Source organism: Legionella parisiensis (assembly GCF_001467945.1).
Classification (GTDB): Bacteria; Pseudomonadota; Gammaproteobacteria; order Legionellales; family Legionellaceae; genus Legionella; species Legionella parisiensis.
Window position 1 is genome coordinate 1725213 of record NZ_LNYQ01000013.1, and the last position, 26196, is coordinate 1751408.

Consider the following 26196-nt stretch of genomic DNA (forward strand, 5'->3'; position numbering starts at 1 on the left):
TGAAGATCTTTCTCAAACGATAGTCCTATTATGCTTCTTGCTCAACCAGTGCATAAGATTGTAAAGTTGTTTGAGTCAAATCCAGTAATTCCCTGATCGCAACAAAAAACATAGTATAGTTTAGAATTGAACTTGCTTTTAGATCCGCCAATATAAAGCGCCAACGTTGAATTAATGCACGATGAGACTCTCCCCAAGAAGCAAGACGTGCCTGTAAATCCGGATTATCGCCATCATAGTTAATTAGTCCAGCAGTGAGTTGACGTTGCTGCCAATCCAAATCATCTCGCAATGCTTCTCTGGAGAGAGACTCCCAATGATTCTCACTTGGATGTATAATAATTTGTTTTCTTATCCAGGCGAGATCCAGGAACTCCCCAATTCCGAAATAAATCTCAGCAACCTGTGCTACCTTCATATTTCTCTTGTAAGCGATTTCGATAATGTCGGTTGCCGCAAATAAACCTCGAGTTACAGTTAGATCATGTGCCAGTGCTGGTGGAATTCCTTCACCAATAAGCTCTTGATAATGTTCATCATATTTTGCCCGTCGTTCTTCATTTAAAATCACGGGTATGGACATCTTCAACTCAACAACACCTTGGGCGTAGAGTTTTACAACTTCAGAAATATCCACGGCCCTACGTTGACTACGCAAGAACCAACGAGTAATGCGTCGAGCCAATCTGGAATAAAGCATCATCATTTCGATCTGCTTTTTAGCACTTATTTTAGTACCCAATTCTTCGATCTGTTTCCAAACAGCTTCTAAATTAAGGACAGATCGAGTAATTACATATGCTCTTACGATTGCAGAAACAGGGGCTCCTGTTTCATCCTGTAGTCTGTAAATGTAAGTAAAGCCCATCTCATTGACTATAATATTGCTTAATCGAGTCGCTATTATTTCTCTTTTTAGTGGATGAGATTGCATTTGTTTGCTAAACCGCTCTTGCAAAGGTTTCGGAAATGAGCTAATTAAAAATTGTGTCATATACACCTCTTCGGGAACACCTGAAGCCAGAATTTGTTCCTTAAGAATTGTTTTACTGTAACACATCAATACAGCAATGCTGGGACGCATCAAGCCTTTACCCATTAATTTGCGTTCCAAAATAACCTTATCGTCAGGCAAGTACTCAAGATTACGATCAATTTTTCCAGTGCGTTCCAATTCACTAATATAGCGGCTTTGTAAATCCAATGCTTGCAGCGGCTGCGATGCGGTTAAACTGATGGCTCTCGTTTGCAAGAAATTGTCACGTAGTACCAACTTGCTGACCTCATCGGTCATTTCAATTAACAATTCATTGCGTTGTTTTGGAGTCAAATCACCGACTGCTACAATGCTGTTCAACAAGATCTTTATATTTACTTCTTTATCCGAACAATTCACACCACCCGAATTATCAATGAAGTCGGTATACACCATCCCCCCACATAATGAGTATTCTACTCGTGCTAATTGGGTTAATCCCAAGTTACCGCCCTCACCTACAACTTTGCACTGTAATTGTTTTGCATTGACTCGAGTTCCATCATTGGTTCGGTCACCGACATTAGCATTTGATTCTGTACTGGCCTTAACATAAGTACCAATTCCTGCACTCCATAGTAAGTCAACTTTAGCTTTTAAAATTGCTTTAATTAACTCATTTGGCTCAATCTCGGTTTGTTTAATTCCAAAAGCCGCTTGCATTTCCTTGCTGACAGGGATGGATTTGGCATTCCGATTAAACACACCTCCACCCTTGGAAATAAGCTTTTTATCATAATCGGTCCAATTTGAACGTGGTAAATGAAATAAACGCTCTCTTTCTTTGTAACTGACTTCTGCATTAGGATCAGGATCAACAAAAATATGGATGTGGTTAAATGCACCAATTAACTTGATATGTTTTGACAACAGCATACCATTACCAAAAACATCTCCAGCCATATCTCCGATACCAACAACAGTAAAATCGTTATTTTCAATGTCTATATCTAATTCATAGAAATGACGCTTCACTGATTCCCATGCACCTTTGGCTGTAATTCCCATTTTCTTATGGTCATAACCTATTGATCCACCTGATGCAAAAGCATCACCTAACCAAAAGCCATATTCCAAAGAAATGGCATTAGCAAGGTCAGAGAAGGTTGCCGTACCTTTATCTGCAGCAACAACAAGATAAGGATCATCCTCATCAAAACATATAACGTTTGAAGGCTTGACTACTTTACCATCAATGTAATTATCTGTGATATCAAGAAGACCACGAATAAATAATTGGTAACAACCGATTCCCTCAGCCATTATTTCTTCACGAGTACCGTTCACAGGTAAAAACTTAGGTACAAAACCACCTTTTGCGCCACTAGGTACAATAACTGAGTTTTTCACTTGCTGCGCTTTCATTAATCCAAGTATTTCTGTACGGAAATCTTCCCTGCGGTCAGACCAACGCAAACCGCCGCGAGCAACTTTGCCGCAACGTAAATGAACCCCTTCAAAACGTGGAGAGTAAACAAAAATTTCAAACATCGGATGTGGTTTTGGCACACCGGGGATAATTTTACTGTTTAACTTAAGTGAAATATAAGGTTTATGGTGTCCATCTTCATTTATTTGATAAAAGTTAGTACGTAATGTAGCACTAATAGCATGAATGTATTGTCTGATTATTTTATCTTCATCAAGATTTGATACTGTATCAAGATCATTTAATATTTCTATGGATAAATCAGCAAAACGATCTTCTCGATTAGAATCATCCGCAGGATTACAGCGAATTTCAAATAAATTCACTAATTTTTTAGCAATAGCAACATTATTATTTAACGCCATTTCCATATAGTCTTGGCTAAAAGTAATACCTATTTGCTTAAAATATTTGGCATAGGTACGTAAAACAGCCACTTCACGCCAATTCAGTCCTGCTGATAAAACCAACTGATTAAATCCGTCATTTTCAGCTTGACCAAACCAAACTTTAGCAAAGGCGTTCTGGAATAATTCTTTAATCTCATCAAGATCAAATTCAATAGGCTTATTATATTGCATGGCAAAATCATTAACCCAAGCTATTTTACCATCCTCAAACTTCAATGCATAAGGACGTTCACTTATAGCGCGCAAACCGAGTTTTTCCAATATTGGCAAAACATCAGATAAAGGAATAGTGGTATCATGCTGATATACTTTTAATCTAAAGCTATTTTCTGATTCATCCAGGGGCTTATAAAAATTAATACCTAATGGTTCTTCCGGGGTAAGCAATTCAATATGTTTAATATCATAGACTGCAGTCCTTGCAGGGAACATATCACTATAAGCTCCCGGAAATGCATTTTTATAACGGGCATAGAGACTATTTGCCTGTTCTTCCCCATAAGCCTCAAATAAATGAGTTTGCAAGTCATCTGTCCATGATCGCCCTGCCTCAATCAATTTTCTTTCAATTTCTTTTAAATCATATTCAAGTGGTAAATTCGGGTTAATTTTAATAATAAAGTGAACACGTGCCAAAACTGACTCGGTAAACTGAGTCGAATAAGTAGTTTCAATGGAGTTAAAACTCTCGTCAAGAATTTGCTTCATGGCCATTCTTAACTCGGTATTAATCCTGTCTTTAGGGACATATACCAAGCAAGAGACAAAGCGCCGATATACATCCACTCGTGCGAACAAACGAATACGTTTTCTGTCTTGCATGTAAAAAATACCCATTGCAATTTCCAGAAGTTCATCTTCTGTTCCTTGAATCAAATCGTCACGCGGTAACGTTTCAAGAATATTTAATAAAACCTTTCCTGCATGACTGCGTGGATTTAATCCGGAATTTTCCATAATATGAGCTACCTTGCGTCGCAAGAAGGGAATTTGCTTCGGATTAGTATGATAAGCAGCAGAAGTATAAAGTCCAATAATTCTTCTTTCGCCAATCACCATTCCTTGTTCATTAAATCGTTTAACGCCTATGTAATCGGTATAAGCGTCACGATGAACGCTTGCTAATGTATTCGTTTTTGACGTAACTAAAATTCGTGGAGACAAGGTAAATTCACGTGCTTCAGGTGCCATTGCAGAAATACTACGTGCCATTGATTTAGTAACACTTTCACGCAAAAGTCCTAACCCGGTATTAGGAACAGCTTGTAAAACAGTTTCTTTACCTTTTTCTACCAACTCATAATCTCTCATCCCCAGAAACGTAAAATGGTGGTCTTCAATCCAATGTAAGAATGCCTTTGTTTCTTCCACCTCATCCAAGTCAAGCACTGAAGATACTTTATCAATCTCAGCAATTGCCTCTCGCACTTCAGAGCGCATTTTTTCCCAGTCTTCAAAAACGACTCTGTTATCTTCAAGTGCTCGCTCACATCCTTTATGCAATTCTTCAAGTACTTTAGGATCAGTTTGTCGATCAATTTCTAGAAATATGGGAGCCTCATGGATTACGCCTTTTTCATCTAACATTTGATTACGGGGTAAGATGCAGCAAACTCGATTATCTTTATCTCTTTTAACTCGAATACCCCCCATATGAATAGTTAGATGAGAGGATAAGCCCATTCTATGGATTACCAGACGAATCGAATCAACTAAAAATGGCATATCATCACAAATCACCTCAATGACGGTATGTGTTGTTTGCCATCCATGACGTTCATAATCTGGATTATAAATTCTAACTTTTGTTTCATGTGGCGCACGTTCGCTAATTAAAGCCCAAAAATTTACTACCGCTCCGTAAAGATCATCGATAGTCCATGCATTAAGATCTTCAAGTGCTACAGTACCATAAAGCTGCTTGGCAAATTCGGCGCAAAATTCGGTTTGATCACCAACCATAGAACTTCGAATTCTATTTACAATGGCTTCAATCAATACATTTTTACCTTCTTCAAATTTATAAGACATTGTTGCTTTACCTCGTCGATTTGCCTCAGCCCTACAGCGAGAATTATTGTTTAAATATAAAGAACCAGCCACTCTTATCCAGCCAGTAAACAAACTGTCTGGATAAGAGTGGCCCAAAAAATCATATACTCAACATGAGTTAATATTAAGAATCACTAATGGCTATGGTTTTTGTATTAACAAACTCTAAGATACCTTCTTTCGATAATTCACGACCATACCCCGACTCTCTTATCCCACCAAATGGTAACCTGGGATCTGAAGCTACAAAAGCGTTAACAAAACAAGCACCCGCTTCTATCTCATAAGTAGCTATATGCTCCCCTTTCTCCAAATCACGAGTAAACACTGCAGCACCCAAGCCATATTGACTTTGATTTGCATATGCAAGGGCTTCTTTCTCATCATTGGCTGTAATGAGAGCAATAACAGGTCCAAATAACTCTTCATCGAATGCCGGCATGCCCGGCCTCACCTGAGTTAATAAAGTTGGTGGATAATAAAACCCTTTTCCGGCGGGAATTATACCACCTACCAATAATTTAGCACCTTGTTTCAGTGATTTTTCTACTTGAATTTGTAAGTTTTCACGTAAGTCGGAACGGGCTAATGGACCAAGTTTGGTTTCTGAATCGAGCGGATTCCCCACTTTAAATGTAGCCATTTGCTCCATTATCTTCTGTGTCAATTCCTTTTCAATGGATTTTAAAACAATGATACGCTTAGCAGCAATACAGACTTGACCTGTGTTACTGAGTCTTGAACTCACAATACAGCGTGCAGCAAGATCAAGATCAGCATCTTCAAGAACGAGATAGGGATCGCTACCACCAAGCTCTAAAACTGATTTTTTTAAAAATTTTCCTGCATGACTAGCGACAGCACGTCCTGCTCGTCCACTTCCTGTCAAGGTAACAGCAATGACATGAGTATGTTCTATAACTTTGGCCGCTCCATCATTATCAACGATCAAATGTTGGAAAACGTGCGCTGGAAACCCTGCCTCTTGAAATAATTCTTCTATTTTGATGCCCGTTCCCGTTGAAATGGGTGCATGCTTCATTACAGCAACGTTTCCAGCCATAAGTGTGGGTACAGCAAAACGGAAAACCTGCCAAAAGGGAAAATTCCAAGGCATGATGGCAAAAACAATTCCAAGAGGGCGATAACATACTTTTGCTTTTTTCATATCTGTTTGGATTACTTTTGGAGAAAGGTATTCTTCTGCGTGTTCCGCAAAATACTCGCATAACCAGGCACACTTGGTAATTTCAGCTCTACCCGCCGTAATTGGTTTACCCATTTCAATTGCCATTAAATGAGCCAACTCATCTGTTTTTGTTTTTAAGAGTTGGGACAGCTGCAACATTAATGCCTTTCTTTTGCTAAAAGACGTTTTTTTCCATTCCAAATACGCTTCGTGTGATTCGTTAAGCTTTTTATCAACTTCCTTCTCATTCATGCAATCATAGCTTTGCAATATTTGTTCAGTTGCGGGATTTACAGTTTGAATTATCATAATGTCTCCGTACAGAATCAAGTATATTTAATTAAAGTTATCAACTCTCCTTGCACACTACTTTTGATTATTGATACTATTTTCATATTCTTAGATTTTCAGAAAAAGCAATAGTAGTTTAAATCAATAAATTAGTACAATTATTAAATATTTCGGAAAATCCATATTTTAAGAGAACGTGTTTTAAGCAATGGTTTTCTAATAACACTAGGATAATTAATGAACTTAAGCAAACAGCAATTCCATCCATTACACTACGTAGCGGCTTGGTCAGTGCATCTCTTTACTGCGAGTGCAGCCTGTATCGGTGTCTTTTCATTAGTAAAGATTTATCAGCACGAATACATTTTCGCTTTATGGCTCATGTATATTACTGTTGCTATCGATGCAGTTGATGGAAGTCTGGCGCGCCTGGTCAATATAAAGAAAATTTTGCCGAAGATAGATGGGGCTCTGCTTGATAATATTGTTGATTACTTAAATTATGTTATTACGCCATGTTTTTTCTTACTCGTGAAACCAGGTATGCTTCCGGCAGAATATTCTGTCTTTCTTATTGCAGCAGTTTCCATTACCTCTGCTTATCAGTTTTGCCAATCTGATGCAAAAACTCCAGACCATTTTTTTAAAGGATTTCCTTGTTACTGGAATATTACTATTTTATACATGTTTATTTTCAATACTTCTGCTTCAACAAATGCTATTATATTAATCATTCTCTCAATACTTATTTTTGTACCTGTAAAATATGTATATCCCTCAAGACTTGACTATTTAACAGACTCTAGAATATTAAAAGTACTCATGCATGTCTGTTCTATTATCTATGCTGTTAGTTCGATTTGCATACTTATTAGCTATCCAAATACAAATATCATTTGTCTTAGTCTGTCTGTGGCTTATGTTGGAATGTACTTATTTTTAAGTTTTTACAGGACTTATTATCCGATGATTAAGGCAAAAATTGCCGCACAAAAAGAATAGTTTGTATTGTGGGATAGACTTTGTATTTTTTATGATTAAAATAACCCACAAAATACACTTATTGAGGTAGTTATGTCTTTATTTAACCAAATTAAGAAATCAATTATTTTTTCTCTCATACTCATTAGCTCGGTTCAAGCAGCAAGTATTTTCCCGCGTGGATGTGAAGTTACGGGGTTTGGGTACAGTCAAAATTATCTGATTTTAAATGAAACAGGCAATCAGGCTTATTATTTAATACAAAATCATTCTGATTCTAAAATTGAATTGGAGCGTGTAAACACAGAAGAGGCTTTTATGAGTCCCCCGTTACATGCTACATTGGATTCAATGAGTTGGGGTGCATTTGCTTCTGATGTGAAAAACTTAAATTTTAAATGTTATAAACGTGTTGACGAAAATACAACTCTAGTAGACTGCCGTAATGTCTTAGAAGTATGTCAGTATCCGAGAGTTAAGTTTGCTTTGAGCAATATGGGAAATTATTGGATATCATTCAATAAGTCCCAAAGTGCAATTATCCAAGAGTCAGTGGCAAAAGGAATTTACTTAAAATGGTGATACGTGGCTAGAAAAACATTTATTATTATAGGGTTTCTTGGCTCACTTATAATCCTGTGTGGTCTTTTAAAGTTTTTTGGGACCACCCCACCTAAACTTCATTCTCAACTTTACTTTTTTACTGGGGGTATTGCATTACTTATAACAGCTATATACTTTAGAATGCTTTACTTTATAGCGCTTCAACTAATACTTATTGCAGGGCATGCAGCGATTTTATTAGGTAGTGGGCCTTATACTCAGTTTTTCCTACCTATATTGATGTGCTGCCAATTACTTACCTTCTATTTGATGTTTGGTAAGGAAAATAGTGTATTTTTAATATTGGGAATTTTTGGCATTGCCTTGCTTTCTATGGGATTTGCCTATAATGATAAATGGATATTTTTCTCAGGAAGTACACTCGTTGCTGTATATGCTTACTATAGTGAGTATAAAGGATTATCTCCTTCTTATATTTGGGCAATTCTGAATACAGTCATTGCGCTAATTGCACTTTACCGAATTCTCTTGGTGTAAACCCAATCCAATGAGTCGCAACCCTACAGATTTATATAGAAAAACCTGGGTTGCTTTACGCTTTACCCAGGCTACGAAACTACAGATAATTACTTGGATGGAGCAATTTCGACATTCAATTTAGCAATAATATCGCTGTGGACATGTACCTCAACCACAAAATTACCAATTGAATGCAGTGGACCTTCTGGCATCACAATTTCACGTTTGACAACATCAATACCTTTATCTGTCAACGCATCTTTGATTTCATTAACGCCTACAGAACCATACAACTTACCTTCGTCACTTGCCATAGCGTTAATAACTAAAGTAGTATCATTCAATTTAGCTGCACGCTGTTCAGCAGTAGCGAATGCTTGTTGGGCTTTTTTCTCAAGCTCAACTCTGCGTTGCTCAAATAGCTCAATGTTCTTAGGTGTTGCAAACACAGCTTTATTTTGTGGTATCAAGAAATTTCTACCATAACCTGATTTTACATTTACCTTATCACCTAGGTTACCTAAATTTCTCACTTTTTCTAATAAGATAACTTCCATCTTAATAACCCCTTAAATTGATTCGCCAACCCCTGAAGGGAAATACGATCTAAAATTAACTAAACTATCTAATGAACCAAGGACAATGTAGGCACATAATACAAAAGTGGGTTTCACTAATATTAACAACATTAATAAAATGAAGACTCTCACTTGTCTCTTACGAGAAAAAATAAAATAAACCAGACCAAATCCAGAAGCCAAGAAATAACAAAGCACTATGGGAAGTACATTCATAGCTAAAGGAATTTCATAAAAAGTTGCTAACGAAACCCCCAAGAATACTAAAAATGAAAGTCTCCCGCTGCGAAACGCCATTAATTCATTCCTGAAGCCTCCAGGTAAAAATAATTTTGCTTGCATTGCTCGGGCAAACATCAAGGAAATTGTCGCAGAAACAAGAACACTTAATATCTGGATTCCGAAAAATAATTGCGCCAAAATTACTGAATTTATGTCATTAAGAGCAGGCTCAACTAATTCCTGGTATTGTGCCAAAATCATTTTAAATAATTTAAATTGCTCGACAATAAAACCTGGAATCCAAAGTTGAATGAGTAGACAGCCCAAAAAAGCCAGTACAAAAAATACCCCGGCGGCTACCTGCCATCGTTCAGTATTTCGCAAACCCAATGCCGCAAAATAACATGGAAGATAGGCAATAAGAGTATTAATTAGTGCTCCGGATAATGGAATTAACATCATCAATGGAACAGAATGAATAACAAGCGCAGGCAATAAAACATCAAAGCCGGATTTTGCACCCTTCCTTAGAGTCACCAAACTTACTAAGGCAACTGAAAGCCAGGATGCAAAGGGTAATATTGAAAAAATCACAGCATAAACAATTGATTGCCGTTTGCTTTCAAGTATTACCTTGCATTGTTTTGTTATAAAATTACCTGCGCGCATCATTATTATTTATTTATGGCTATCACAATATGGCAGAAGACCAAGGAATCTGGCTTGCATAATTGCTCTTGCTAATTGTCTTTGAAAACGAGTTTGAGTACCAGTAATACGACTTGGTACAATTTTACCCGTTTCGGAAATATAATTTTTAAGTAAATTGATATCCTTATAATCTATTTCATTACCGCCTTCAGCACTAAAACGGCACATTTTTTTTCTACGAAAATAAGCTGACATAACTAGGGTTCCTCTTAAGCAGATCTGGTTTCTTTTTCTTTCTTCATCAAAACAGATTCGGTTGTAATCGCTTGTTTTTGACGAGTAATTAAGTTTCTGATAATTGCATCATTAAATTTGAATGCATTTTTTATTTCATCCAGAGCTTCAAGGCTACACTCAATATTTAAAAGAATGTAATGCGCTTTGTGTACATCATTTATTGGATAAGCTAATTGACGACGACCTAGATCTTCTTTGCGATGGATCGCCCCATTGTGTTTGCTTATGATCCCTTCATAGCGCTCTACCATTGCTGGTACTTGTTCGCTCTGATCCGGGTGCACAAGAAACATAATTTCATAATGTCTCATGATTTCTCCTTATGGATAAAAAGCCTTCTGTTATTTGAAACAACAGTAAGGCAAGGTTTAAAAAAAGCTGCTAATTATAACCATTTTAGTCGCATCATACAATTATCAAACAGTTAAAAATAATTAAATACCTGAATTAGGTAAATCAAACTACCTATTTAAAATTTTTTTATTAATTTATAGTGACAAATATCTATGAATTAGGTTACCGTGCATAACTTAAATGTATCTGATTTATAATCAACTTATTTGAAAGTTACAGAGGTAATTAATGGATATAATTTCTCTTCAGTTTGAAGAACCTTTAATGATTCATATTGGTGATGTAGCTATTAAAATTTTAGCTTTTAAAACACAAGAACATGGAAATATAAAATTTGGTGTCGATGCACCCAGATCAGTGAACGTTCATAGAGAAGAAATTTTTCATGCGATTAAGCAAAAAAAGCTTTTAGAAACCGTTGAATAATTCATCTCAAATGAGTCAGGTATCATCGCGTTCGATTATTTTTTTTTCCGGTTTAATTCTGGCCTTATCCTCTGTTATTCTTTTAATAAATCATTTCTTTTATAAATATCCGGGTAATAACTACTTTCCTGAAAATATCCCATTTCTCGCTTTAGTCCTAATTCTTTTAAACCTGGGGCTCATCCTCTATTTTCCCAAAGACAATAAAATCAGGCAAGTTGGACGGGAGCTGGTTTACTTTTTTGCAGTCATGTGTGTCATTGCCTTCGCAACAAATGCAGTGCAATTAACTCCATTCCCAATCATTGATCCACTTATTGTCATGTTTGAAGAGAAATATATGCATATCTACATGGAGTCCATAGTAACCTGGACCCATAATCATCCTCAATTCAAATATTTACTCGGTATCGTCTATGACAGCCTTCCATATCAAATGAGTATTTTGCCTGTACTGATCATTATCACATGTCGCTTTCATCTAATTAGAGAATATTATTTCTATTTGTTATGCACGGCTTTAATTGGTTTTGGCTTTTATTATTTCTTTCCTACTACTGCTCCAGCAAGCGTCACCAATAGTCCATTCTTCTCCCCAGAGCAAATTGCTACAGGCTTCAAATTCAAACAAATTCATCAATATATTAATCCAACTACAAATGAAGGAGGATTAATAGCCCTTCCCTCTTTTCACGCAATTTGGGCAGTTTTAAGTATAAATCTTCTTAGGGAATGGCCAATCCCTTGCGTTTTATTATCTATAATTAATCTCTTTCTTATTGTCTCGTGTGTCTTACTGGGATGGCACTATTTAATTGATATCATTGGGGGCTTTATCATTTTATGGATTAGCTACTACTTATTTAAATACTGTTCAATTAAAAATATAGACTCATCCGGAAGTCGGGGCCCAGCACAGCGAACTCCGTGACTTAATAAGCTACATAAAATCTCGTTCTCGTTCTAAATTTTTCTTAGTAAACCTGTAGGACGAGCAAGTTCATTTTGAATTATTTTGTTGTTGTTTAAAATAAATGCATTGTTACTTTTTAATAATTCTTTTTTAAGAACTGATTCCAGTGTTACCCCAGTCAGCTCACTTAAAAGAGGATGTACCTGCACAACCAAGGCTCCTTCATATCTTCCAATTTTAACGGGTTCATTAATCACTCTCACTGGAGTTCCCACGGGAACCATTCGAAATAAAAATTCGATATCATCGGGAAACATGCGAATACACCCTGCACTAACGCGCGAGCCAATTCCATTCGCTCGGTTTGTTCCATGAATAAGGAACGTTGGCCATCCCAAACGCAAAGCATGTTGGCCTAAAGGATTATATGGTCCTGAAGGAAATTCATCCGGAAGAAAATCTCCATTTTTTTCTGCTTCAACTCGTAGATTTTCTGTCGGGCGCCATTTGGGATTTGCTTCTTTGGCTACAATTTTAGTAACTCCTAAAGGAGTATTCCAACCTTTCCGACCAATCCCTACAGGAAACGTAATCACCACATTTTCATTTTCAGGAAAATAGTACAGACGATATTCTGCTAAATTAATTACAATTCCCTTTCTAGGAACATTAGGCAATATATATTGTGTAGGAATTATAAGTCCTGAACGTGTTAAAGAGCGCCTTGCATCAATTTGAGGGTTTGCTCTGAGTATCTCGTAATATCCAACATCGAAACGTTTTCCTATCTCATTAATCGTTTCATTTAACTCTGATTGTACATATTGAACCTCGCCAACCACATCACCTGTTTCTGGAATAACCAAGGTGGTTGCATTGGAAACAAATAAACAAAAGAATTGCATAAAAATCAAGAAAAACAACCTTTGTTTAATGAAGATTATTTTCAGTGAATTATCCATAACCATAGTCTGATGAATGAAAAGAAAGCAGCCTGGATGGAGTATAACGCAACCCAGGCTCAATATTTCATAAAAATAACAAAAGCCAATTAAAAGCTTTCATCCACTTTAAAACGTTCACCATACTTGGATTCAAGAGTCTTAAATAAATTTTCCAAATTATTTGATCCAAAATCCTTAGCATAGTTCATTGGGCCACCACGAAACGGAGCAAACCCTGTACCGAAAATCATACCTGCATCAAGCAAATCTGCATCAGCAACAACTCCCTCGCGTAAACAAGCTGCTGATTCATTAACCATTCTTAGGATTAAGCGATCTGCAATATGAGGAGGAATTGGTGTGGTAGGTTGTTTTTTAATTGGTTTCCCATTTTTGTACTGATAAAGCCCCTGACCTGTTTTCCGACCAAGTTTGCCTGCTTTAACCATATCACGCAGCTTTTGTGGTACAGTTCCTCCAAAGTGTCCTGTTAAATTTTCAGCAACAGCCAAACCGACATCTAACCCCACTGTATCAGCAAGTTCTACAGGCCCCATGAACATACCAAAAGACAGAGCTGCTTCGTCAATAGTTTCAGCACTATATCCCTCATCCAGTAGCTGTACGCACTCCATGAGGTAAGGCATCAATACGCGATTTACTAAAAATCCTGGGCTGGACTTAACCGGTAATGGCAGTTTGCCAATTTGATTGACAAAAGCGCACGAATTAAGCTCAACTTTCTTCGATGTTTGTGTACTGCTCACTACTTCAACCAGATCCATCTTAGCAACAGGATTGAAGAAATGAATTCCAACCAGACGATTAGGATTAATCATGACGCTACTCATTTCATCCAATGGAATGCTGGAGGTATTAGTAGCAATGATGGCATCCTTCTTGGCAAGTTTTTCAACTTTTTTCATGATTTCTTGCTTTACTGCAAGATTTTCAAATACCGCCTCAATAATCACGTCAGCGCGAGCAATACCATGCCCTTCAGGATCAGGGATTAAATTATCCATTGCAGCTTGTATAAGGCGCGGCTTTCGTAATTTTTTCTTGTATAAGTCGTATGCACGCCCAATTGCCGGAGCAATTTGAGTATAAGACTGATCTTGCAAAGTGACTCGCAAGCCGCGTAGAGCACACCATGCAGCAATATCGCCGCCCATGACACCAGCACCTATAACGTGCACATGATTTGCATTGAAATTACTGCCTTTTGCAAAACCTTTTAAACGTTCACGCAAGGTAAAAGCACGGATTAAGTTTTTTGAAGTAATTCCAGTAGATACTAAATGCTCCACAGAATCTATTTCTTTCAAATAAGCCCTATCGCCTGTACCGCCTTCTTTCTCCCATAAATCAACAATGGCATAAGGTGCAGGATAATGTTCTCTTCGCACTCGTTTAGCAATAGTACGACGCATTAAAGCAGCAATAGGTTTTCTTAGCCAAGCACTGTTAGTAAGTCCTTGTACAAATGAAGGTTTATGCTTTGGTGGTTTATTTTTAATGAAATAAACCGCTGCCCGTTTTAGCTGACGTAGAGGAACAACCTCATCCACCATACCTAAGCTCTTAGCTTTTGCAGCATGTACTGCATTACCGGTTAGAATGATTTGTGACAAAGCGTTAAAACCACCAATCAATTGAGGTAATCGTACAGAACCGCCCCAACCTGGATGTATACCTAACATCACTTCAGGCAGACCGATTCGAGTATCTTTTTCATCACTAGCGACTCGGTAGGTACAGGCCAAAGCTAGTTCGTAGCCACCACCCATGCAAAATCCGTCAATCATGGCAACACTAGGAATTTTTAGAGCCTGTAAACGAGCAAATACAGCTTGCCCTTTTCGCAAGAAATCTACTGCTTGGGCTGGAGTTTCAAATTTTGAAAAGGCATTTACGTCTGCTCCGGCAATAAATCCTTTTTCTTTAGCTGAATAAACAATTAAGCCAATAGCATTATTATCTTGTGTGATTTCATGCAAAAGGCTGTTGAGTTCATCTAACACTTCCTCATTAATACTATTTATAGATGTGTCTTTTCTATCCAGTCCTAACCACAGGATATTATCGCTATCGCGTTTCAAGTCCCAATGTTTATAATTATTCATGTCCTTTCACCTCAGTCACTCGTTCAAGATACATAGCCCCGCCCTGTCCTCCACCGATACAGATAGAAGCCATTCCTCGCGACTCATTTCTTTGCTCTAATGATTTTAAAACGTGTAATACGATACGTGCACCACTTGCGCCTATAGGATGTCCTGCTGCAATTGCACCGCCATCACGATTAAGTTTCTCAGATGAGGGGCCCCCCCACGCCTTTTCTAAACCTAGTTGGGTACGACAATAATTCTCATCATTCCAAGCAGCAACACAACCCAAAACTTGAGCGGCAAACGCCTCATTAATTTCCCAGCAATCCATGTCTTCTGGTTTTAATTTGTGTCTTTGTAAGATAGGAGTTGCTGCATGTACGGGCCCAAGTCCCATTTGCGAAGGATCAAGAGCTGCCCATTGTGAATCCACTATTCTTCCCATCACCTGCAAACCATATTTTTTCACTGCATCTGCACTGGCCAACAACAACAAACAAGCCCCGTCAGTGATTTGGGAACTATTACCCGGAGTTACCATGCCATATTTTTTATCAAAAAAGGGCTTTAATTTCGTTAATTTCTCTACGGTTGAATCTGCTCGTAATCCATCATCTTTTGAATAAATATGCCCTTTAGAGCCAATGATCGGTGTTACTTCCTCCATTCTATTCTCATCATAAGCCTTTGCCAGTCTTAAATGGCTTTGATTGGCAAATTCATCCATTTGTTCACGAGTAATATTAAAGCGGTAAGCAACTTTTTCGGCGGTTTGTCCCATGTTCATACCGACAATAGGGTCAGTAAGACCACGTAGCAGAGCAATCACAGGGGCAAGATATCCTGGTCTAAACTGTGTGATTAACCCTAATTTTTGACCCATACCCTTAGCAGAGTACCAACTGGCTAACCAGGATGCCATTTTTTGGTTGAACAATAATGGAGCATGGCTCATTGCATCTGTGCCCCCCGCAAGAACCAAATCACTGCGCCCGTTTGCAATCTGGATGGCTGCATTATCCAATGCTTGCATCCCGGAAGCACAATTTCTCATCACTGTAAATGCAGGTACTTTCTCACCACAACCCAGGCGCAAAGAAATTACGCGAGCAATATTTGCCTCATCTGGGCTAGGCATTGCACATCCAATAATTACTTCATCCAACTCTGTTGGAGCGAAGGGTTGTCGATTTAATAATGCTATCCCTGCAGCTACCGCTAAATCAGATCCAGAAAAAGGACCTACTCCCTTGGCCTTGAGAAATGGTGTTCGATTTCCATCAACAATATACACATCTCGACCATGTAAATTCGACTTCTGTTTCATCGATCCTCCTTATTTTTAAAGTGCGGTTACATCGCTGCAACGATGTTGCGTTAAAGAGTAGATTACCCCCAATTATTCTGTATTAAACTGAGAAGCATGTTTCTTTAGAAATAATCCAGATCCTTTAACTGAACTACATACCTCTTCACTGGTAGCAGCTCTGATTTATGAATGATAAAGAGTAGCAGTAATCATGAAAATTTGGAAATTTTTATAAAGCATTACATAAAAAATTATTAAACTAACTTCTTGAAAAAAATGAATACTCTACGATTAACAAAGCAATTTATCTTCCTTTGCATAATTATAGATCATATTGGCAATTTATAATTTTTTCCCCACCGCATTCAACCTTAATTTATAGGTAATGCATATTGACGACATAAAAATACCTGTTATACTGCGCAACCATTGATTGGAGAGATGGCCGAGTGGTCGAAGGCGCTCCCCTGCTAAGGGAGTATGGGAGAAATCCCATCGAGGGTTCGAATCCCTCTCTCTCCGCCAGTCAACGCGCCCGTAGCTCAGTTGGATAGAGTATCTGGCTACGAACCAGGGGGTCGGAGGTTCGAATCCTTCCGGGCGCGCCATTTTTAGCTTAGTAAAATCAACGATTTACCCCAAATCTTGGGGTCTTTCCCAATTACGGGGGCACTCCCCAATTAACAACACAACACCCTAACACGGGTTCTATAATTTTCAAAGTTACGAAAGCCATAAGCTCTCCGTTGTATAAGTTTCATCTTACGATGAAAGCCTTCAGTGATGCCATTTGATTTACTAAACCGCCACATTCTAACAATCTCCTCTTGCCATAGATGGAACGTTTTACCAAGTGAAACCAGAGCGCTAAAGGAGCTATTCTTAAGCGCATTAATCATGTCTAAAAATTTAGGTATATGTTTACGACACCAGTGTTGATTCATTGCTTTATATAAAGTAATTGATGAAGCTGTTGTTGAAATTGATAGATAGCGTCTATTGCTGGGTTTTCAGCAAGAAAAACATCACGCTTATGAAGCTTCTGTGGCGATAATTTATCGGGTCGTGCTCTTAATAGAGCCAATATGCCACGATTACTTTTTACTTTGCTGGATAGCTCTCTATAGGTTGTCATGCATTGATGTTGTAGCAAGCGAATGACATGAAATCTATCGGCCACTATTTTTGCATTTGGGAAATATTTTTTAACGATAGAGCAATAGGTACTACTTAAATCCATACAGACGACCTTTACCTTTTCTCGACCCGTTAAACTACGAAGGTACTTTGCTAAATCAGGCTCACTACAACCTTTGACAATATCAAAAATCTTATGTTTACGAAGGTCACAAAGAGTCGTAGCGAATCATTGCTTACGGCTAAAGAAATGTTCGTCGATACCAAGAACGATGGGGCATGGAGTATTCATCAGCTCGCGAGCTTGCTCCTTATAGTGGCGATGATACCACCGCTCTATCGTTGCCTTCCCTTTATTAAATTGCTGGGCCAAGTCTTTTTGTGAGATGCCTTGAGTATGGGCGTGGAATATAGCAGCGCTGTAAGCGCCAGGTTGAGCGTTGATGTTTTATTGATACCTGGAAATTGCTGATTCCCATAACAGTTACACGCATTACAATAGAGCTTATAGGCTTTAAATCGCAACAGGCTACGACGATGACCAATGAGCTCATGCGCTACTTCACGAGCATAGCAGGATTTCTTGCGAACCGCTTTGCTTGCACAATGACTACAGCGGGGTAATCGATTATAAGATACATCTAATATTAGTGGTTGATAACCACTCACCTTTTCTATGGTAAATCCAGGTAAATTTAAGATAAGATTATGCTTAGGCACTTTAATCTCCAATTTGATCGCGAAATCAATTAGTTAGTATAAACTAACTTGATTAAAGTGCCCCCTTAATTGGGGTAAAGCCTGAATCTGTCATCGTCCAAAATTTTATTTATGCACCAACGCCGTATGGGATTAAATTAACGATGCCCCTTTGAGGGACCCCATAATTTATTGATGATTTCAATTTTTGATGTGCAATTTAGTTTGTTCATGATTATGTGAAAAGTTCTTTGAATGGTTCGACTTGAGACTTCTAGAATTTCGGCAATTTTATGGACAGAAAATCCATTATACCAAAGATAGATGACATCTTTCTCCCGAGTGCCTAATTTCGGAATGTTTTTTATGTTAAATGGAATACTATCATAATCAAATACATAGGAATTATCATCCCTGTTTAACTTACAGTCATTTTGTTGCTGCAAATTTTTATTGATGAACTCATGAAATTTAATGTTAAATAATTCTTTAAACTCAGAACCGATGTCAAATTTCTTCAGGGATCCTATTAAGGGCTGAAAGCGTTGATAAAAATGGTTGCAAAAATCTAACAATTTTGCTTGTTCATTGAGATAAAAACACACAATTTCACGATTGTCTTCATGACTTGAGAAATAATAATGACATATCTTATATGTATTCTCTGCCTTATCTTCAACTAAATCAATATAACCGATACCATTGGCAAGATGATATTTTTTCTTTAACCTGGTAATTATTTCGCTTTGTACATTAGAGTACTCGTTCAAATAAAAACCTGGCTTTTGGGAATAGTTAAGTATTGCCAGTGGCAAATCATGCAAGAACGTTGAAGCCAATAAATCGCTATAAATTTTTGAATTACTTTCTAATTGGATAAATTTCCCGCTCTGATAGACTTCTATGAAGCCAAAAGTTTTTATCTTCGACAGCTCAAAAAATGGTTGGCAGAACTCGTCGAGTGCTCCAGAGTGGATAATTGGATGATTGAAGTCAAACTTATTCATGGCGTATATAGTTCATCTACATATTATGAAGTATATAATAGAATTAAACTATGATACCTTTTATCAAATATTTAAAAATTAGGTGGATCGGTTTTTTGGCAGCATCGTGACTGTCTTAATCGATTAGCTGTTTTAATTTTATGTTATCGTTAATAGGGTAAATATCTAATAATTTATCCTGTGTTTAATTAAATAGCAACATCATTAAAGAATCAATGTGAGTTTAAAACTATACCTCGGATTAGTATTGTTGTTAAATAATATGTCGCGTTCTCTATCGATCACGATTATTCCTTTTTTTTTCATAGGTAATCATTCTCTTTGGCAAGGAAACAGCACTGCTATTGGATACGCTATTGCCAGTTACCCTCTTGGCAGCCTTATCTTTTCTATGCTAGTTGGTCGCCAATATGATGCTTATGCCCCTAAAAAAGTACTTCAATTGACTGTTATTGGCGTTATCTTGGCGAATCTCCTCATCATCTACGCAATACGTATGGAGGATCAATATATTTTTTTCTTTGGCTTATTCTTGACTGGGTTGGGTGAGTCAACAGCTGTTGTGAGTAAAGCCATTGTCTGTTCGATAAGTGAGCAATCAAAAAAGATTTTCAACCTGGCGACACTAGAGATTGGCGCTGGGAGTGGTTGGCTGATTGGACCACTTTTAGGTGCAATGACCTATGAATTTTCCTTCATACATCAAGTACTAAGAGGCTTACCGTATTTCATCTTGCTCATTTTTTATCTGTGCCTCATGGTTGTGATTGTCAAAGTAGCTATTCCCATGACAGCCAACAAACATCAAGATATCAAATCAAGCCAGAAGCCCAAATCAATGATGAAAATTTGGTTGCCACTACTCATCTGGTGTCTGTATATCTTTGGCACCGAAATTTTTACTCATTTATTAACAGTTTTTATGATACAACAAAAATCAATAGACCTTGTTAAAATAGGTACTATTGTATCTTATATGGGTATGATATATGTTTTATTAAGTATTTTTGTTGTTATCACCAAAATTATCGCTCTTAAGGTGCCATCACAAGTTCTTATCTTTTCTCATCTTACACTATTCATCGCGAGCATATTACTCATCTGGAAGCGTGAACACACTGTCTACATTTCAGTGGCCTTATTCGCAATTGGCCAGGTTTTTGCTATGCCTGCGGGTATTGCCTTATTAGAATCACAAGTGGTTTCAGAGCACCGGGGTTTGATAATAGGTTTTGCTTCAACATTTATGGCTCTTAGTATTTTATGTGTCGGATTATTTGTAGCCCCACTGATGAGCATTGAGTTGAGCTTACCATTTAAAATTTCTGGTGGTTTATTTTTATTAAGCAGTTGCTTGTCACTAGTATGCACAATAATAAATCATTCAAAATAAGAGCCATTAGCCCCAATGCAAAACCAAGAAAATCACTGTTATAACCATTTATATCTGGTGGCATTAGTTATAATTTATTTACTAATCGTTAATAGCGTTAAAAATAAAGCCACAACTATTCACTTAATATATTCACCTAAAAAAGGCATGCATGGCCCCTGAACGACTCGAGATATAATTGCATATAACAACCGAACTGGTTTTATTGAACACAGAACCCCTATACAAAAATGCATACTAGATATAATTCATATGTCGCATTTTAGCCAATCTGAATAATATTCACTTAATAACCACGCCTTAAAATGACTATTAAACATACACATTGAATAGGAGTCGATCATGAATTCAAGAATAATACTTATCCGTTCTAAGAACCCGAATAAAATACACCAGAAAGGTCATCGCAAACATCATACTCAAAATCATAATTATCACCGCGAACATGACCATAATCATACACATGAGCAATCTAAAAAAAATGTAACAAAATTGAATTATGAAATGTTTCATAATTTTCGTTATAATCAACAATCCTGGATAAATAAATACAACAAAATCCTAGTTGATTCAAGGTTAGACTTAGCATTGGGATTGATTATAAATAATGTTTTGGATGCTCTTGGGGTTACTTCAGAAACTAAAGAAAAAGAAATATTTGAACGAATAATAAATGAACCCAATTTGCCGCTTAATCTAAATAGCGAGGGTTGGGTAACTCGCAGTTCGATTGAAAATAGTATCAATTACATGGTTAATAAAATAAAACTAGTGGAAGTTAAAGAGCAATTTCGGGACAAAACACAAATTAATCAACAAGAAAAGCTTGATATTTTTCAAAATAATTTTTCCAGGAAAGTGTTGGACTTATTACCGGATTTGTTGGTTGGGCAAACGGGAAATCTTAGGCATGGTTTTGTAGATAAATCTGTACAGGCCGCGTCGCTTAAAATATGCACATTACTTGTGATGCTCGATAATATATACTATGGCTGGGAAAACAATACCCAAAATGAAACTGAAGACCGTGCTAACCGTTCATTCAATTTTATTCTTATGGCTATAATTGTCATGGCGGTAATGTCATTACTTACTTATTTAGCAGAAAAAAAAGCAGCAAATCGTAAAGAAGATTTAGAGAGTTTAAAAAATGACTATGACAAAACCATGAAAGAAGTAAAGCATATAAGAGCAACCATAAATAGCACAGAAGCAGTTGTTAAGGAAATCTATAAGCAAAAAGCTTCATATTTTTATGACGCGAAAATAAATAAAAAAGAAGCGCAACAAATAATCGTTAACATGTGTGATAGAAAAACACGAGATGAGGTATTAGATCGGTTTAATCAAGTTTTTGAGCGCGTTGGAGAGGATGAAATTTATTTAAGCACACTGCATAAATGCATCCGGTCGATTTTAAAAGGCGATTATGACACACACGATGAATTAGAATCCAAGTTAAATGATATTAAGAGCAATTTTGAAAACCTGCTTAAACTAACAAAAAGTGAGAAAGATCCAGCTAATATTATCTTGGCTGGCAAAGATTTTGCTTTTGGGTACCCGAAACATATTTCAAATAAATGCACTGATTCCTTCTTTGGAATCAGATTTTTCGAACAGAAATCAACACGAGATCGATTTCTATTACGTGAATGTGAGGAAAACAATGAACTGGACCAACACTATGATTATAGTTTTCAAGATTAGCTTGTAACTAATTAATCAATTCAGTATGATGGTCAGAAATTGATTAGTCAAAAATTAATTTCTGACCATATTTTGACTTGATTGTATTTTTCATTCACAGGGGGAATACCATGCTTAAATGGTTACAGCAATATAATACTCACAACAAAGAAATAAAGGAAATTGACACAGAGTTTCGCAAGATGCATCAAGAAGAGCAGGAATCTGCAAAAAAATTTTATGAAACTCATAAAGAATTCTATACAAAGAAAACAGAAGACCCCACCGCTACTCACGAAACATCGCCATTTTGCTTAAAACCCAAATAATACTAATTCTATCAATTTAATTGAAATTGAGTCATGGTTCAAAAACACCGCATTTTATTGAATACTAGGCGAGCGAGGGGCAATGAAGTTGTATGCGGCGCATATCCTGATTTTTGCAAATCAAGCAGCTGAATGCCCCAAGTTTCATGATCGCGATGTTCCGCTTTGGCAATAAACGTACAGTATAGAGAATCTACATCCACTCCAGCTAAATTTCCTTCGCTACAATGAAATAGCTTATCAGCAGTAAGAACAACCTGATGAATGAAAGCCTTGGTTACGGGGATCTATAATAGAACGCCTCATTATTATCTTCTTCAAATGCTTGATTGGCTGCAAGAAGCGCTTTATCTCTTTGGGCATAAAAGGCCACGACTGCATTCATGAGTATTGGAAATGTGGGTGATGGTTTGCTCATTGCGGATGGCTTTAAGCCCAATAATTCGTTTCATTGAGTTAGAAAGACATTTGTCGTGGCACATTTTGTGAGTAGTTATTATTATGATTCTTCTTTTTATTTTAGTCGATAAACTATGTATCATACACCAACTCGTTGATCGATAACTGCTCTAAAACTCTCTATGCAAATTTATAAAAGTGTGTTCAGTAAGTTTGACTCATGTCGATTTTTGTTCCAGATCCTCGGACTCACCTAAACCTTTAAAGTCACAAAGCATATTTTCATATCAAATCGATCGACATAAGATGATTTTTAGACACAAAATGGCGATTTGGGGGCTATTTCCCTTTCCGGACACCATCTTACACCCAGCATACTATACTTAGTGTATATAAATTTCACTAAAATCTCCTGGGTGTAATTATGAGAAGTGATAAGATTGAATATTTAGGCGAAGAAAATAAACCTCAATCAGAATATAAAGTAGTTATTGTTGGTATGGGGCCATCTGGGCTAATGGCAGCTTATCATGCACTTTGGGATGTTCAACAACACTCGCCACGTTTTTGCAATATTTTGATGATTGAAAAAAGAGCAGAAAAAGATTTAGCTTTACGGCCTCAGTATATCGTTTTAGATAATGATGCAAAAAAAAATCTCTTAAATATGTTTGTCGCTGTTCTTGATGATGGTGATATTAAGTTTTTAAACAACATTTCTATTGCTCCGGAAATGAAGATAAGTAGTATACAAAGGTTTATCAAAAGGCGTATCGATGATCTAACAGATACATATACTTTTCTTCAAATTGATTACCGGTATCAAACTTTGCCTGTTGTATGTCAATTGGGAACTGGAACTATTACACTTCATGATTTACATGAAGATGAGTACTCAGATGTAACATTCGAATATTTGATAGCTGCAGATGGTGCAAGAGCTGAGACACTAGATTTAGTCAATAGCAACCTTAATAGAGAACAGCAAGTAATCAGGAAAACACCTAAAAAACTATCTTTCATGAATGATACATACCATATGGGTACCTTTGTTAGATTATCTATGAATAATGGTGGTAGTTTAAGAGAAACTCTTCCAGAAAAAGAATTTCTAGCAGCGTATAAAAAACGCGGCCATTTTAATTTATTCAATACTAAAAAAACTGATTTATTATACTTTTTACGGTTTGATAAAAACTCTTTGTATAAGAGCAATGAAAAGTATGTAAATTTTGGGTATATTGGTGAAATAGGAAGCAACCTATATCATACTATTAAAGCTATTGATGATGAGCTTAAACAGATAGACGATAATCTAAAAATAATAGATTCAGAAATAAAGGCTCTATTCGAATCTATATCTGAGATAGATAAGAAACTTAAGAGAAATGATTTAGATGAAGAAAATAAGAAATTGCTAAAAGATATTAAAGAAGATGCAAAACAACAGATTGCATTATTAACGGAGCAAAAAATTCATCTGGTAGTTGCTAGAAAAAATTTAAATGATGTCAAAGAGGCTACAGTCATTGAAAAAGTGAAATCTGATGTGGCTACTAAGTTGAAAATAGGTGAAGATGAAATAAACATTACATTTACAAAAAGTAGGTCTAATCCCAACAAAGATAAACTCAAAATAACAACCTTTAAAGGTGACAGCCAACTATGTAATAAAGCTCATGTAAGTCTTAACAAACATTATATTGTGTTAATTGGGGATTCGTTTTTTACACCATTATACCCTCTTGGACACGGATTAAATGATAGTTTTCGTGCGGCCGAATCACTTGGAATATGTATTGAAGGTTTAGCATCATTAGATGGCTATGATGACTTGTTAAAAAAACAAGCCAAATCTAGAATTGATAATATGAGCTCTATAAGAATAGGTTCTTCAGTTCTTACTACTAAGCTAAATAATATCTTTTTTGCTAATGCTCTAGAAGAAGGGGTTCAGGGATATTCATATGAAAATCAAATTAAGATAGATGGTTCATTCTTTGAAAATGAAATATTGTTTTCTGATACCTCCAAAGATTATGAACCTAGAATTAAGAAATATTTTGCAGATAAACTCAATAAACTTAATGAAATCATGCAACTCGCTATAGATAATCCAGATCTTGACTTAAGTTATATCTACCGTGAACTTAGTGACGAAGTTCAGAAATTAAATGATATATGCGAAAATAATCGTATGATTGTTGCTTCTGCTAAAGACTATATTTTAATGGGTTTAGACTCAACTATAGTATCACTTAATAATTTTAATGAAACTTTGCTGCGTGATAGGAATATCGAAGAACCAAAATATTATGAAAATCATGCACGTATATTAAAAGATTTGCTTTCTCTAAAAGAGTTCATTAGGGCGCAATCGGATGAAATAAATGAAAAATACATGGACTATATTTCAAACTTACCAGATGAAGATATAAATAAAAAAGATAAAAATGGTAAAACCCCACTATATTATGCCATTACTTTAAATAATACCGGGGCTGTAAAATTGTTACTCGAACGGGGAGCAGATATTAATCTTTATTTCGATGATAAGGACTTCATTAAGAACATTCCACTTAAAAATCTAGAATTGCTTCGTATTTTAATAGAAGCAGGACATGATCCATTTGCAGAACAGAATTATGAAGATCCGGTTATTATACCAATTAATACTATTTTAAATAACCGTTATCCAGATGGGTTGATCTATGCCTGTAATTGTTTTCTCTTGTATTTTGAATATCCGGCATTGAATGTGAGTCAAGAATGTCTCAATGAGTTTATTGATTGTATTCAAGTGTTGAAACAAGATGAAGAGCTCTACCGGAATTATCTTGAAAAGATTAAGCCTAATCTACTTGTTTTTTTTAACAGCATTGTAATGAACAAAACTAATCATGATATAGAAGATCTCGAGGGAAAAATCATTGCTTTTATGAATAACGAGGAACACGATCTTGAGGATTTACATAATTTATTTATTGACGAGGTGAGTAAACGCATAGAGGATGTTTCATCCACGATGAAAATGCAGTAATTGCTTAGAAGGTATGCTGTGTGAATTCCGACGTGGTCACGTCAGCCAAGGAGGGTCGAATACCGGGGCCTATACTCCCAGATAGCCTTAAAGGCCGGGTGTTTTTCCGCAGGGAAAATATAAGGCATCCGAAACGCTTAACCATGCCAATCACCTTCTCGTTCAAAACACACTCGCTAGATAGTTCACGATTTTTCTTTTTATAAAGAAAACAGAAGAAAAAAGGA

19 protein-coding genes, 2 tRNA genes and 1 pseudogene are annotated in these 26196 nt (G+C 36.5%); 11 read left to right on the plus strand and 11 right to left on the minus strand.

The window, feature by feature from the left end:
- Positions 1-28: 28 nt before the first annotated feature.
- Both Lpar_RS13745 and Lpar_RS13750 read right to left on the minus strand, forming a co-directional pair.
- Positions 29-4906: an NAD-glutamate dehydrogenase gene (locus tag Lpar_RS13745; protein WP_058519278.1), complete on the minus strand. Its 4878-nt coding sequence runs from the start codon at positions 4904-4906 to the stop codon at positions 29-31.
- 145 nt (positions 4907-5051) lie between these two features.
- Positions 5052-6425, minus strand: a complete 1374-nt coding sequence (locus tag Lpar_RS13750) for an NAD-dependent succinate-semialdehyde dehydrogenase (RefSeq protein WP_058518467.1) — start codon at positions 6423-6425, stop codon at positions 5052-5054.
- Between the two features lie 219 nt (positions 6426-6644).
- Here Lpar_RS13750 and pcsA point away from each other — a divergent pair, with 219 nt between their 5' ends.
- The 3 genes from pcsA (at position 6645) to Lpar_RS13765 (ending at position 8489) form a co-directional block, all read left to right on the plus strand.
- Positions 6645-7409, plus strand: a complete 765-nt coding sequence (pcsA, locus tag Lpar_RS13755) for a phosphatidylcholine synthase (protein WP_058518468.1) — start codon at positions 6645-6647, stop codon at positions 7407-7409.
- Positions 7410-7481: 72 nt separating this feature from the next.
- Positions 7482-7970, plus strand: coding sequence for a hypothetical protein (locus tag Lpar_RS13760; RefSeq protein ID WP_058518469.1), 489 nt, complete (start codon positions 7482-7484; stop codon positions 7968-7970).
- Between the two features lie 162 nt (positions 7971-8132).
- Positions 8133-8489: a hypothetical protein gene (locus Lpar_RS13765; protein ID WP_237759415.1), complete on the plus strand. Its 357-nt coding sequence runs from the start codon at positions 8133-8135 to the stop codon at positions 8487-8489.
- A gap of 89 nt (positions 8490-8578) precedes the next feature.
- Here Lpar_RS13765 and rplI read toward each other — a convergent pair whose 3' ends face one another.
- From rplI to rpsF, 4 genes are read right to left on the minus strand one after another with little or no spacing between them, the layout of a single operon-like run.
- A complete protein-coding gene (gene rplI, locus Lpar_RS13770) occupies positions 8579-9028 on the minus strand; it encodes a 50S ribosomal protein L9 (protein ID WP_058518471.1) in 450 nt (149 codons plus the stop codon).
- A 12-nt stretch (positions 9029-9040) separates the two neighbouring features.
- On the minus strand, positions 9041-9943 hold the full coding sequence (locus Lpar_RS13775) for a hypothetical protein (protein ID WP_172465767.1): 903 nt from the start codon (positions 9941-9943) through the stop codon (positions 9041-9043).
- A gap of 6 nt (positions 9944-9949) precedes the next feature.
- Positions 9950-10177, minus strand: a complete 228-nt coding sequence (gene rpsR, locus Lpar_RS13780; RefSeq protein WP_010653600.1) for a 30S ribosomal protein S18 — start codon at positions 10175-10177, stop codon at positions 9950-9952.
- A 14-nt stretch (positions 10178-10191) separates the two neighbouring features.
- Entirely contained in the window at positions 10192-10530 is a 339-nt protein-coding gene (gene rpsF / locus Lpar_RS13785; RefSeq protein ID WP_058518472.1) for a 30S ribosomal protein S6, read from the minus strand.
- Between the two features lie 271 nt (positions 10531-10801).
- On the opposite strand from rpsF, the gene Lpar_RS13790 reads away from it, so the two are divergent.
- Entirely contained in the window at positions 10802-10999 is a 198-nt protein-coding gene (locus Lpar_RS13790; protein WP_058518473.1) for a carbon storage regulator, read from the plus strand.
- A gap of 10 nt (positions 11000-11009) precedes the next feature.
- Positions 11010-11930 carry a phosphatase PAP2 family protein gene (locus Lpar_RS13795; RefSeq protein WP_058519280.1) on the plus strand — a complete coding sequence of 307 codons (921 nt, stop codon included), beginning with the start codon at positions 11010-11012 and terminating at the stop codon, positions 11928-11930.
- Positions 11931-11962: 32 nt separating this feature from the next.
- Here the strand turns inward: Lpar_RS13795 and Lpar_RS13800 are convergent, their stop codons facing one another.
- The 3 genes from Lpar_RS13800 to Lpar_RS13810 all read right to left on the minus strand — a co-directional run bounded on the left by Lpar_RS13800 (position 11963) and on the right by Lpar_RS13810 (position 16294).
- Entirely contained in the window at positions 11963-12817 is an 855-nt protein-coding gene (locus tag Lpar_RS13800; protein ID WP_237759416.1) for a L,D-transpeptidase family protein, read from the minus strand.
- Positions 12818-12963: 146 nt separating this feature from the next.
- A complete protein-coding gene (locus Lpar_RS13805) occupies positions 12964-14982 on the minus strand; it encodes a 3-hydroxyacyl-CoA dehydrogenase NAD-binding domain-containing protein (protein ID WP_058518474.1) in 2019 nt (672 codons plus the stop codon).
- Positions 14975-16294, minus strand: coding sequence for an acetyl-CoA C-acetyltransferase (locus Lpar_RS13810; RefSeq protein WP_058518475.1), 1320 nt, complete (start codon positions 16292-16294; stop codon positions 14975-14977). Before Lpar_RS13810 ends, Lpar_RS13805 begins: the two co-directional genes overlap by 8 nt.
- Positions 16295-16711: 417 nt before the next feature.
- On the opposite strand from Lpar_RS13810, the gene Lpar_RS13815 reads away from it, so the two are divergent.
- Both Lpar_RS13815 and Lpar_RS13820 read left to right on the plus strand, forming a co-directional pair.
- Positions 16712-16801 (plus strand) — tRNA-Ser (locus Lpar_RS13815).
- Positions 16802-16807: 6 nt separating this feature from the next.
- A tRNA-Arg gene (locus Lpar_RS13820) sits at positions 16808-16884 on the plus strand.
- Between the two features lie 72 nt (positions 16885-16956).
- Here Lpar_RS13820 and Lpar_RS13825 read toward each other — a convergent pair.
- Both Lpar_RS13825 and Lpar_RS13830 read right to left on the minus strand, forming a co-directional pair.
- Positions 16957-18133, minus strand: a pseudogene (locus Lpar_RS13825) (ISL3 family transposase).
- Positions 18134-18270: 137 nt separating this feature from the next.
- Positions 18271-19119 (minus strand): helix-turn-helix transcriptional regulator, encoded by an 849-nt coding sequence (locus tag Lpar_RS13830; RefSeq protein ID WP_058518476.1) that lies wholly within the window; start codon positions 19117-19119, stop codon positions 18271-18273.
- A gap of 217 nt (positions 19120-19336) precedes the next feature.
- Here Lpar_RS13830 and Lpar_RS13835 point away from each other — a divergent pair, with 217 nt between their 5' ends.
- The 4 genes from Lpar_RS13835 to Lpar_RS13850 all read left to right on the plus strand — a co-directional run bounded on the left by Lpar_RS13835 (position 19337) and on the right by Lpar_RS13850 (position 25969).
- Positions 19337-20512 (plus strand): MFS transporter, encoded by a 1176-nt coding sequence (locus tag Lpar_RS13835; RefSeq protein WP_058518477.1) that lies wholly within the window; start codon positions 19337-19339, stop codon positions 20510-20512.
- Positions 20513-20854: 342 nt separating this feature from the next.
- Entirely contained in the window at positions 20855-22222 is a 1368-nt protein-coding gene (locus Lpar_RS13840; protein ID WP_058518478.1) for a hypothetical protein, read from the plus strand.
- A gap of 110 nt (positions 22223-22332) precedes the next feature.
- Positions 22333-22530: a hypothetical protein gene (locus Lpar_RS13845; RefSeq protein ID WP_058518479.1), complete on the plus strand. Its 198-nt coding sequence runs from the start codon at positions 22333-22335 to the stop codon at positions 22528-22530.
- An 823-nt stretch (positions 22531-23353) separates the two neighbouring features.
- The gene (locus Lpar_RS13850; protein ID WP_058518480.1) at positions 23354-25969 is read left to right on the plus strand and encodes an ankyrin repeat domain-containing protein; all 2616 of its coding nucleotides are present in this window, start codon (positions 23354-23356) and stop codon (positions 25967-25969) included.
- Positions 25970-26196: the final 227 nt, after the last annotated feature.